9 protein-coding genes are annotated in these 11786 nt (G+C 38.6%); all 9 read left to right on the top strand.

The genetic code is table 11. From position 1 onward, the window contains the following. Positions 1 to 830: sigma 54-interacting transcriptional regulator (locus ACTF6W_RS10505; protein WP_438994498.1), on the top strand; the 830-nt coding region annotated here is incomplete at its 5' end. A gap of 149 nt (positions 831 to 979) precedes the next feature. Beyond that, positions 980 to 3175, top strand: coding sequence for an ATP-binding protein (locus tag ACTF6W_RS10500; protein WP_438994497.1), 2196 nt, complete (start codon positions 980 to 982; stop codon positions 3173 to 3175). After that, positions 3165 to 4535 (top strand): nitrogen assimilation response regulator NtrX, encoded by a 1371-nt coding sequence (ntrX, locus tag ACTF6W_RS10495; RefSeq protein WP_438994496.1) that lies wholly within the window; start codon positions 3165 to 3167, stop codon positions 4533 to 4535. The genes ACTF6W_RS10500 and ntrX overlap by 11 nt, the downstream gene beginning before the upstream one ends. A gap of 22 nt (positions 4536 to 4557) precedes the next feature. Continuing rightward, positions 4558 to 5934 (top strand): Trk system potassium transporter TrkA, encoded by a 1377-nt coding sequence (trkA, locus tag ACTF6W_RS10490; protein WP_438994495.1) that lies wholly within the window; start codon positions 4558 to 4560, stop codon positions 5932 to 5934. 63 nt (positions 5935 to 5997) lie between these two features. Beyond that, positions 5998 to 7425 (top strand): TrkH family potassium uptake protein, encoded by a 1428-nt coding sequence (locus tag ACTF6W_RS10485; RefSeq protein ID WP_438994494.1) that lies wholly within the window; start codon positions 5998 to 6000, stop codon positions 7423 to 7425. 134 nt (positions 7426 to 7559) lie between these two features. After that, positions 7560 to 7814, top strand: a complete 255-nt coding sequence (gene hfq / locus ACTF6W_RS10480; RefSeq protein WP_438994493.1) for an RNA chaperone Hfq — start codon at positions 7560 to 7562, stop codon at positions 7812 to 7814. A gap of 12 nt (positions 7815 to 7826) precedes the next feature. Beyond that, positions 7827 to 9215 carry a GTPase HflX gene (hflX, locus tag ACTF6W_RS10475; protein ID WP_438994492.1) on the top strand — a complete coding sequence of 463 codons (1389 nt, stop codon included), beginning with the start codon at positions 7827 to 7829 and terminating at the stop codon, positions 9213 to 9215. Next, positions 9205 to 10005 (top strand): inositol monophosphatase family protein, encoded by an 801-nt coding sequence (locus ACTF6W_RS10470; RefSeq protein ID WP_438994491.1) that lies wholly within the window; start codon positions 9205 to 9207, stop codon positions 10003 to 10005. The genes hflX and ACTF6W_RS10470 overlap by 11 nt, the downstream gene beginning before the upstream one ends. Positions 10006 to 10079: 74 nt before the next feature. Next, a partial coding sequence (locus ACTF6W_RS10465; RefSeq protein WP_438994490.1) for a VPS10 domain-containing protein occupies positions 10080 to 11786 on the top strand: 1707 nt, incomplete at its 3' end.

Raw genomic sequence — 11786 nt, 5'->3', positions numbered from 1 at the left:
AGAAAGGCTCTTTTACTGGAGCGGTGTCAAAAAATATAGGGCGCTTTGAAAAGGCCAAAGGTGGTACTTTATTTCTAGATGAAATTGGCGACATGCCTATGGAGGCGCAAACAAGACTTCTAAGAGTTCTTCAAGAAGGTGAATTTGTTTCAGTGGGTGGTGGTGATCCCGTTAAAATAAACGTTAGAATTATTGCCGCAACTCACAGAAATTTAAAAACTTTAATTGCCCAAGGGTTGTTTAGAGAAGATTTATATTACCGTCTAAATGTCGCGCCCATAAACCTTCCGCCATTAAGAGACCGCAAATCTGATATTGATGATTTGGTTCGCTACTTTCTTGCAAATTATTCAGAAGAAAATAATTCAACCCCGAAAGTTATGGCGACAAATGCAATTGAGCAACTTAAAAAATATGATTGGCCTGGTAATATTAGAGAACTTGAAAATATAGTTCATCGTTTGGCCGCATTATATAATGAAGATGAAATTAGTTTTGAGAATGTAATAACGGAACTATCTGAAGGTAATATTATTCAATCAGATTCTGACGACCAAAATTCAGATCAATTGTATTTTTCAGAGACATTACAGCAATCAATTCACCGTCATTTGAAGAAATATTTTGATGCACATAATGTGGATGAATTGCCTCCTAAAGGATTATACGGACGTATTTTAAGTGAAATGGAGCGCCCTCTGATTGAACTTTCATTAAATGCGACAAAAGGAAATCAAATAAAAGCCTCAGAAATGCTAGGTTTAAACCGGAATACTCTCCGTAAAAAAATTAAAGAACTTAATATTCCAATTATAAAATATCGACTTTAATTTTTTTGCTATCTAATATTCTTAAAAACGTGCTAAAATGTTGCATTATTGCAACAATATGATAGTCTCTATTCATTATGAGTGAACAGGTATTGCGAAAAAAATCCATCATCCTTAGCAGAATGAAGCTCTGGGCAAGGAAAGTGGATTTGGAAAATAAGTTAGTATATGTACTTTTCCTCGGCTTGCTTATGTCGGCTGGGGGGGCATATGCTTTATTTTCAAATGCCGCGCCACTATCTCCTACACCAGACAATCTTTATATTTTTGTTTTATTTATTACCGTAAATCTGTTGCTTTTGGGAACGCTGGTCGTTCGTCAATTTATTCAGTTATGGGGAGAAGGTAAAAAAGGAGCTGCGGCAACCCGCCTTCACAGAAGAATTGTAACATTATTCAGTGTTATTGCGATTACGCCAACAATTATTGTGGCGATTGTATCCATAATGTTTTTCGAATTTGGAATTCAGTCTTGGTTTAGTGAAAAAGTACAAACCGTTATTGATAGTTCAGAAAGTGTTGCGCAGACATACATCCAAGAACATTATAATATTATTCGTGCCGATGCACTTGGCATGGCAAATGAATTGAATAGACGTGCGTTTGTGTTTTCTAGTCAACCAGAATTACTTGATCAAGCTTTGAATATTCAGGCACGTGCTCTTGGGCTTTCTGATGCCATTATTCTTAATCGGGAAGGCGAAGTAACCTCGCGAGCGACATCGACTTTCAGTGTCTTTGATGGACGATTAAATAAACAAATTATGGAAGAGGCTGCCGACGGGAATGTAAAGGTTTTTTCTAGTGGCGAAAATGATGGACAAATTAGGGTTATTGTTCGGTTAGATGCTTTTTTAGATCAATATTTGTATATTGGCAGATTAATTGATGCACAAGCATTAGCGCTCGTAAGAAGAACATTGGAAGCTAAAGATGATTTTGAAAAATCCCAATCAGAATTATCGGAATACAGACTTTTATTTAATATTACCTTCTTATTCCTTGCGTTAATTGTTCTATTTATTTCTGCGTTGTTAGGCTTCCGTCTTGCAAGTAATCTCATGAAGCCAATTAATACACTTGTGGGTGCAACCGATAAGGTTGGTAAAGGTGATTTTTCTGCACGTGCCCCTATCAAGGCGGGGTATGATGATTTAGGTGGCCTAACAAAAGCATTTAACACCATGACGCGCCAGCTTCAGAAACAGCAAAAAGACTTGCTTTCTGCTAATATGAAACTTGATGAAAGACGCCGGTTCACTGAAACAGTTTTATCGGGCGTATCACCGGGTATTATGGGATTAGATGATGGGGGAAATATTACGCTTTCTAATAGATCGGCTTCTATTATGCTTGGAATAAATGAAGAGGATCTGAAAGGCAGGAATATTAATGCCGTTATGCCAGAAGTATCTGAGCTTTTTGATAAAATTATTAGATCAAAAACGGAAGGTGTAGAAGATCAGATTGTATTAAACAGAAGTGATTATGCATTAAACCTATTAGTTCGAATTACTGCAGAATTAAAAGGAAAGCATGCAAAAGGTTTTGTTATTAGCTTTGATGATATAACGGAACAAGTTGCCGCACAAAGAACGGCAGCTTGGGCTGACGTCGCAAGAAGAATTGCGCATGAAATTAAAAACCCATTAACACCCATTCAATTATCGGCCGAGCGTCTAAAGCGTAAGTATTTAAAAGAGGTTACATCAGACCCTGAAATTTTTACACAATGCACGGATACAATTGTCAGGCAGGTTCGTGACCTACGTCAAATGGTTGATGAATTTTCATCATTTGCTAGAATGCCTAGTCCAATTATTCAAACAGAAGACCTTGTTGAAATTGCCAAGCAGGCTACTTTCTTAATGGACTTAAGCCATAAAGGCATAATGATCGAAACAGATTTCCCAGATCAACCTATTTATTTTGATTGTGACGCAAGACAGATCGGTCAGGCACTAACAAATATTATTAAAAATGCTTCAGAAGCTCTCAACGAACAAGAGGGCGGGAAAATTCGTATTCAGTTAAGAGATGACGAAAATATTTCAAAAATTACCGTATCTGATAATGGTATAGGTATGCCTGAGGGTATGATTGACCGCTTAACTGAGCCTTATGTGACCACCAGAAGTAAGGGAACAGGATTGGGATTAGCAATTGTTAAGAAAATTATGAAAGATCATGGCGGAAATCTAGTTTTAGAAAATAATGCTGATATGGGGGCCTCTTCAACCTTGATATTTAGAAAAACTAAAAGCGTTGAAGATGATGAAGACCAACTTACAGAAAATGATGATTTAAGGGCTAAAAGTAATATAAGGATAGTTCATGGCGCTTGATATTTTGGTCGTTGATGATGAAGCTGATATTAGAGATTTAATTTCAGGCATCTTAAACGATGAAGGGTATGACACTCGTACGGCAGGAAATAGTGATGATGCGTTAAAGGAAATTGATGCACGTAGACCATCTTTGCTTGTTTTAGATATATGGCTACAAGGTAGCAAATTAGATGGCTTAGAAATATTAGAAGCGGTAAAGAAAAAGCATAAAGATTTACCCGTGATCATTATTAGTGGTCATGGAAATATTGAAACCGCTGTTACGGCCATTAAAAGGGGGGCGTATGATTTTATCAGCAAACCTTTTGAAACCGAAAAACTATTAATTCTAGTTGAACGCGCAACTGAAGTTGACCGTTTGCGCCGTGAAAATTCTGAGCTTAAAGAAAAAGCAGGATACGAAAACCAATTAACCGGAACGTCATCTGCAATTACTTTAGTGAGAAATACAATAGAAAAAGTCGCACCAAGCGGCAGTCGAGTTCTCATTACTGGGGCATCAGGAACCGGAAAAGAAATGGTGGCGCGTTTAATCCATCATCAATCTAAGCGTGCGAATGGTGCCTTTATCGTGGTGAATGCGGCGAGCATGTCACCAGAAAATATGGAAAGTGAGTTATTCGGTGTTGAAGAAGATGGGGTAGTCGTAAAAACGGGTGTTTTTGAAAAGGCGCATGGCGGGACTCTTTTCTTTGATGAAGTCGCGGATATGCCGCAGACAACCCAAGCAAAAATATTGCGTATATTAACGGATCAAACCTTTGAACGGGTAGGCGGCAACCAGCGCGTCCAAGTTAACGTAAGAGTGGTAAGCGCAACTGGCAGAAATTTACGCCAAGAAATTGAAGCTCAACGATTTCGCGAGGACCTTTACCACCGGCTAAATGTGGTGCCTGTTCAAGTTCCTTCTTTAACCCAAAGAAGGGAAGATATCCCACTTTTGGTTAAACAAATGATACTTGGTTTTACAAGTGCGACAGGGCGACCACCACGTGATATAGATGATGAAGCATTATCTGCGCTTCAAACGCATGATTGGCCGGGTAACGTCCGTCAATTAAAAAATACAGTCGAGAGAATGTTGATATTATCAGGTGATGAAGAAGTCATAACCGTTAGTTTATTGCCGCCAGATATTATGGAAGACAGTGAAATTATAAGGCCTAATTCAAATACTGAAATCATGACACTTCCGCTTCGTGATGCTCGTGAGACGTTTGAACGTGAATACTTAAATGTACAATTACAGCGTTTCCAAGGCAATATTTCAAAAACAGCGGAGTTTGTAGGTATGGAACGATCAGCCTTACACCGAAAACTAAAGGGATTAGGCATTGGAACACTTGATAAAAAGTAAGAACGTGTAAAAGGATTTTGTTATGAAAGTGATTATCTGTGGAGCTGGTCAAGTTGGTTACAATATTGCTCGTCATCTCGCTCAAGAGCAAAATGACGTAACGGTAATTGATCGTTCAGAAGCGCTTATTAATAAAGTGAGGAACTCACTCGATGTGCATGCTCTAGTTGGTTATGCTTCGCATCCTGATTTACTTGAAAGCGCGGGAGCAGAAGACGCGGATATGATTATTGCTGTGACGCTTTTTGATGAGGTGAATATGGTGGCCTGTCAAGTTGCACATTCTTTATTTAATGTTCCTACAAAAATTGCACGTATTAGAGCGCAAAATTATTTGAAACCGAAATGGCAACTGCTATTTAGCCGCGATCATATGCCTATTGATGTTATTATTTCTCCTGAAATTGAAGTGGCGAAAGCGGCGATTAACAGACTAGAGGTTCCAGGTGCAACCGATATGATCCGTTTTGCGGATGATAGGATTAGGGTTATTGGCGTTAAGCTAGAAGAAGACTGCCCAGTCGTTGATACCCCCCTTCGCCAATTAACAGAACTATTCCCAGATTTAAATATTGTGGTTTGCGGAATTTTAAGAAATGGCAAATTAATTGTTCCATCCGGTAATGATCAGCTATTGGTTGGCGATAATATTTATATTGCTTCTGAAAAATCGCACGTAACAAGAGCATTAAGTGTATTTGGTCATGAAGAAGAAGAAGCAAGAAATGTTGTGATCGTTGGCGGTGGTAATGTTGGTACTTTCATCAGCGAGCAATTAACGGAATCGAATAATAAATTTCAAATTAAGATCATCGAACGAGATGAAAAGAGAGCCTTTAAGGTTGCAGAAAAATTATCAAAAGCGGTTGTTCTGCATGGTGATGCTTTGGATATGGAAATCTTAAAAGAAGCAAATATACATGGAACTGAATCGATCATTTCAGTAACCAATGATGATAAGGTAAATATTCTTTCTGCACTACTTGCAAAACAAATGGGATGTAAAAGTGCAATCACGTTGATCAATGATCACTCATTTGGTGACTTGACAGACTCGGTAGGTATTGAAGCATTCGTTGACCCACGACAAACGACCGTTTCCAGTATTCTGAAACATATGAGACGAGGTAGAATTAGTTCGCTTCAAAGCTTGGCAGGTGGCGAAGCGGAAATTATGGAAGCTGTTGCCGTTGAGGCGTCTCCTTTGGTCGGAAAACCATTAAGAGATGTAAAGTTACCGCCGGGCGTAATTATCGGATCTGTTATTCAGGATGATAAAATTATCGTTCCAAAAGGTGGCACGATTATAAATGCCGGTGACACAGTTATTGTCTTTACGTGTGCTGATATGATTAAAAAGGTCGAAGAACTATTCTCGGTAAGGCTAGAATATTTCTAGCCTTTAAAGTTAGCTATAATAGATTGTATTATGATTACAAAAATCGGTCATATAATAGGGTACATGCTTATCTTTTTAGGTATAAGTGAGACCATTCCTATTTTTGTTGCTTTATCATTTGATGAAACGCATCTGATTTTACCATTTTTTATTAGCTCAATGTTGACGATTTTCATTGGGTTAGGGTTTTATTTTGCCTTTCATGATGATCCTAATAAACCATCCAGATACACAATAATTTCGTTTCTTATTTTTACTTGGATTTTGATCCCTGTCTTTGCATCATTACCGTTTATGATCTCAGGCGTACTTACGAAATTTACGGATGCTTATTTTGAGGCTGCATCAGCTTTAACTACTTCTGGGTCAACTATTCTTTCAAATTCCTCACTTGCTCCAAAAACGCTTTTGTTTTGGCGTTCTTTTCTTCAATGGCAAGGGGGAATATTGATTTTTATACTTGCCTCAGCGATCATCCCATTGAGTACAATTGGCGGTTCTGATTTATTTAGAAGTTCACTTCCTCATGGGGAAGGAGAAGGACTACTTGCTAGGTTAAAGGCATCGTTTAAGCCACTGGCTTCAGTTTATGTGTTGTTTACTTTTACATGTATGGTTTTATTGATTTTTAGCGGTATGACCTCTTTTGATGCGCTCTCAACGGCTATGGCAACACTTTCAAGCGGTGGCTTCACTAATCATGCCAATTCAGGTGTAAATTCATTTAACAATATGTCTGAATTCATATTGGTTCCGTTCATGCTTATTGCTGCGACGAATTTAACGTTTCATTGGTCATTTTTAAGAAGTGGTAAATATAAAGTTTATCAAAAAGATCGGGAAATAAAATATTTCATAATGATGTTTTTAGTAGCTGTAATCGTGATGTTCATTGCTTTGCTTGGATTTGATTATGGAAGTAATTTAAGCGTATTAAAAAGGCTGGGAATTTCTATTTTTACAGCAGCTTCTGCCATAAGCACCACGGGCTTTGTTCCTGATGCTGCTAATTCACTTCCTCTAGGGATTATCATCATCTCAATAATATTGATTTTTATAGGCGGAACGGCTGGCTCTAGCGCCGGTGGATTTAAAGTCCTTCGCTTTAGAGTGTTATTTCGTCAAGCGGATAGTGAAATTAGCCGACTAGCACATCCTCACGGTATTGTTGCGATGCGTGTGAATGATATTAGTGTGACGAATTCAATTCTGATGAGTATATGGACTCTTTTGATATTATATTTAACGTCTATCGCTATTTTTTCAGTATCATATGGTGCGATGGGATATGATATGGGGACAGGCATTGGTTTAACGGTCGCAAATTTATTTAGTGCAGGGGCGATGACTGGCCTAATAGCACCCGATTTTATTGGCTATTCTGGTATGACCTATGAAGCAAAATGGCTTACTTCCGCTCTTATGATTTTAGGAAGATTAGAAATAATTACGTTGCTTATTTTTCTAACTCCTTCGTTCCGAAGAAATTAAATTTTCATTTCAATGAATGACTCTTCTTGGTTTAATTCACATCATTGTTGTGGTATACTCTGCTTCAACTATTTGCAGCGTAATCAGTATAAATCTGTTTTAAGGCTACAATAATAATAAAAGTGGATTAAAAAATGTCTGAAAAAATACACAACTTACAAGATGCCTTCCTAAATAATGTACGCAAAAACAAAGCGCCTATTACAGTGTTCCTTGTTAATGGCGTTAAATTACAGGGTATTATCACTTGGTTTGATAACTTTTGTATTTTGTTACGTCGTGATTCTAATGTTCAATTGGTTTATAAACATGCGATCTCTACCATAATGCCTGGTGGTACTATTAATCTATTTGAAGAAGACGAAGATGGTGATGTTGATGAGGAGTAGTATTTTCCTCGTATGACGGACCACGACGTAAAAGAAACGCTTCAGTTTCGAAAGAAATCATTTAATTCTGTATGGGATGATGGAAATCAAGGGAATGAACAAATTGATCATTCTTCTGGTGCGCGCTCGCTTGTATTTCATCCAAGTATAAATGATAGAGCGAATTCATTAAACTTAAGAAGTGCAGAAAATAGATTGTCTGAAGCAGTCTCTTTATCAGCTGCATTAGAGTTAGATATTGTTCTCGCTGAAGTTATAACTTTAAATAAAATTAGACCGGCGACCTTTTTAGGTAAAGGGAAGTTGGATGAAATGTCGGCTATAATTAATGCACATGACATTGAATTGGTGGTGGCAGATTGTGAATTATCCCCTGGACAACAAAGAAACCTTGAACGCGAATTAAAAGTAAAAGTGATTGACCGTACCGGATTGATTTTAGAAATATTCGGCGAGCGCGCACAAACAAAAGAAGGGGTTCTGCAGGTAGAGTTGGCTCACTTAAGTTATCAAAAAAGCCGTTTGGTAAGGTCATGGACCCATTTGGAGCGCCAAAGGGGTGGTTTTGGCTTTATGGGTGGTCCTGGCGAAAGCCAAATTGAATCGGATAGACGATTAATTGATGAGCGAATTGGAAAAATAAAAAAACAGCTTTCAACAGTTATTAAAACACGTGAATTACATAGAAATAGCAGAAGAAAAGTTCCATTTCCTATCATTGCATTAGTTGGATATACCAATGCTGGAAAATCAACGCTGTTTAATTATTTAACTGAAGCAAAAGTTATGGCTGAGGATTTATTATTTGCTACATTAGACCCCACCATGCGTAATGTTGATTTACCTAATGGTCAAAAGGCTATTTTTTCAGATACAGTTGGGTTTATTTCTGATTTGCCGACACATTTGGTGGCCGCTTTTCGCGCTACTTTAGAGGAAGTGACTGAGGCAGATATAATATTGCATGTTCGTGATATTTCACATCCTGATACGGAAGCGCAAAAGCATGATGTAGAAGAAATCCTAAAGTCATTAGGTGTTTTAAACGAAGAAAGTAAAAGTCTTTATGAAGTATGGAATAAAGTTGATCTTTTAAATGAAGAAGAGCGCTCGTTTATCGAAAATATGGCTTCTCGAATTGATAATGTAACACTCGTTTCTGCCGTATCTGGTGAAGGTTGTGATGTGCTTCTCTCTTCTATGGAAAAAGAGTTAGCCAAAGGTAAAAAACAATTTGAATTGACGTTTGAACATAAAGATGGCGCTGATGTTGCACTTTTTTATCAGTATGGGGAAGTTCTCGAACGAATTGATACGGAAGAACATACAAAACTAACTGTGCGTCTTGATGCCGCCGCTATCGGGCAATTGACTAAAATGGGCAAATTAAATGAAAGTTGATGAAATTTGCCGTTTAATCAAAAAAGTTTCCGCAGAAGAGATATTAACGCGTTTTCGAAATCTTAAAGAAACGGAAGTTCATTATAAAGAACCTGGCGAATTTGTAACCGCAGCTGATATCGCTTCAGAAAAAGCGCTGATTTCCGGATTGCATGAATTATATCCGAATGCTTTAATTACTGGTGAAGAAGATATTTCAGAAAATCCGCAAAGATTGAATGAGTTATTAAAAGCCGACTACGGATTTCTAATCGACCCAATAGATGGAACGAATAACTTCATCAAAGGAAATGAGCGTTTTGCAGTGATGATAGTAGCGCTCAAACATGGAAGTGTCGATACAAGTTGGATATATTTACCAGCAAGTGACATTATGGCCTATGCAACCAAAGGGCAGGGCGCATATTTAAATGATATAAAAATTACGTTGAGCAATAAAAAATCTGACCTTAGCGAATTAATCGGTGCTGCGCACATCAACCGTATGCCTAAAGAAATTAGGGATCAAGCAAAAGAAAAGCTTGAGTTAATAAAGGAAAACCGTCCGGGATTTTGTGCTGGTTATGATTATGTCTCATTACTAAGAGGTGAAAAGGATTTTTCCGTATATTACCGTACATTGATTTGGGATCATTTACCCGGAAGTTTGATTTACAAGGAAGCCGGAGGATATGCTTTAGGGTTAGATGAGCAACCTTATACTCCAAAAAATGAGGGGACAGGTTTATTGTGTGCCCCAAATGAAGAGATGTGGCATAAAATTAAAAATACACTTTTTCTTAAATTCTAAGCTTATTCGTGACCTTGTTTTTCCTTTTAAAATAGTGCAACCTAATTTCTTAAAAAAAATTGGAGGAGGAACTTATGAAAAAACATTTTCTATTATCATTAATGATGTCTGTGGCTATGCCAACGGGACTTATGGCCCAAGATAATGAAGGCCCGATGAATAGCAGCACTTTTAAAGGGCTCGAAATGCGCAATATTGGTCCATCATATATGTCTGGACGGATTGCGGATATTGCTGTTGATCAAAAGGACCCCGGAACGTGGTATGTTGGTGTTGCGTCTGGTGGGGTATGGAAAACGGTAAACGGTGGCACCACGTGGGACCCGATTTTTGAAAATGAAAATGTATATTCAATTGGTGATGTCACAATTGACCCTAGTAATTCAAATGTCGTTTGGGTTGGAACGGGTGAAAATAATGCTGGTCGCCATATTGCCTTTGGTGATGGAATTTATAAGTCAGAAAATGGCGGTAAAAGCTGGACGAATATGGGCTTAGAAGATAGTGAGCATTTAGGCGATATCGTTATCCACCCTGAAGATGGTAATACAGTTTGGGTTGCTGCACAGGGGCCACTTTGGTCAAAAGGTGGTCAAAGAGGGCTTTATAAAACCACTGATGGCGGTAAAACATGGCGTAATACTCTCGAGATCGATGAATGGACAGGGGTCGGCTCGCTTGCCATTGACCCAAGTAATCCAGATATATTATATGCGGCTGCATGGCAACGTCAGCGTACGATTGCGGCCTTAATTGATACCGGACCTGGGTCAGCGCTCTATAAATCAACGGATGGTGGGGAAACATGGGAAAAAATGACAGTAGGTCTGCCGACAAGTAATATGGGTAAATCTAGCGTTGCGGTTTCACCGATTGACCCGAATGTTGTTTATGCAACAATTGAACTTGATGAACGTAAAGGTGGTTTTTGGCGTTCTTCCGATAAAGGCGCAAGCTGGGAAAAGATGTCTGATCGTGTATCTGGTGGCACCGGCCCACATTATTATCAAGAAATCTTTGTCGACCCGCATACATTCGATATGGTCTATATGGCCAATAATTTAAGTGCCTATTCAATGGATGGTGGTAAAACGTGGAACAATATGAACCTTGTTAATCGTCATGTTGATGATCATGCTTTTGCGTTCCATCCGACTGATCCGGATTTTATTTTGGTTGGTTCCGATGGCGGTTTATATGAAAGTCGTGATAATATGGCAAAATGGCGCTTCATGCAGGGGATTGATGTTGCGCAATTTTATAAAATCGCGCCGGATGATTCATATCCATTTTATAATGTTTATGGCGGCACTCAGGATAATTCAACACAAGGTGGTCCAAGTCGTACAATGCGCGCGGATGGTATTCGTAACGGTGATTGGTATTTAACCATGGGCGCAGATGGTCATGGGCCAGCAACGGAACCGGGTAACCCCAATATTATGTATTCACAAATGCAACAAGGTGGCTTAAGGCGACATGACAAAATGCTGCGTGAAAATGTTAATGTTCAACCACAAGCAAGGCCTGGTGAACCCGCTGAACGCTTTAATTGGGACGCGCCGATTAATGTTTCACATCATGATCCAAAACGCCTTTACCATGCGTCGCAACGTATGTGGCGCTCTGATAATCGTGGTGATAGTTGGACACCAATATCGGGTGATTTAACCAAAAATGGCAATCGTCTGACATATGAAATGATGGATACCACATGGGGATCAGAGGCTGGCTGGGATTTGTCCGCGATGTCAAATTTTCATACGATTGCAAATGTGGCT

The organism is Pseudemcibacter sp. (genome assembly GCF_965661635.1).
Lineage (GTDB): Bacteria > Pseudomonadota > Alphaproteobacteria > Sphingomonadales > Emcibacteraceae > Pseudemcibacter.
This window is presented reverse-complemented; position numbering and strand designations above follow the sequence as displayed.

Coding starts and splice junctions, on each gene's coding strand:
- ntrX (WP_438994496.1), top strand. CDS start 3,165: ATGGCGCTTGATATTTTGGTCGTTGATGATGAAGCTGATATTAGAGAT.
- trkA (WP_438994495.1), top strand. CDS start 4,558: ATGAAAGTGATTATCTGTGGAGCTGGTCAAGTTGGTTACAATATTGCT.
- ACTF6W_RS10485 (WP_438994494.1), top strand. CDS start 5,998: ATGCTTATCTTTTTAGGTATAAGTGAGACCATTCCTATTTTTGTTGCT.
- hfq (WP_438994493.1), top strand. CDS start 7,560: ATGTCTGAAAAAATACACAACTTACAAGATGCCTTCCTAAATAATGTA.
- hflX (WP_438994492.1), top strand. CDS start 7,827: ATGACGGACCACGACGTAAAAGAAACGCTTCAGTTTCGAAAGAAATCA.
- ACTF6W_RS10470 (WP_438994491.1), top strand. CDS start 9,205: ATGAAAGTTGATGAAATTTGCCGTTTAATCAAAAAAGTTTCCGCAGAA.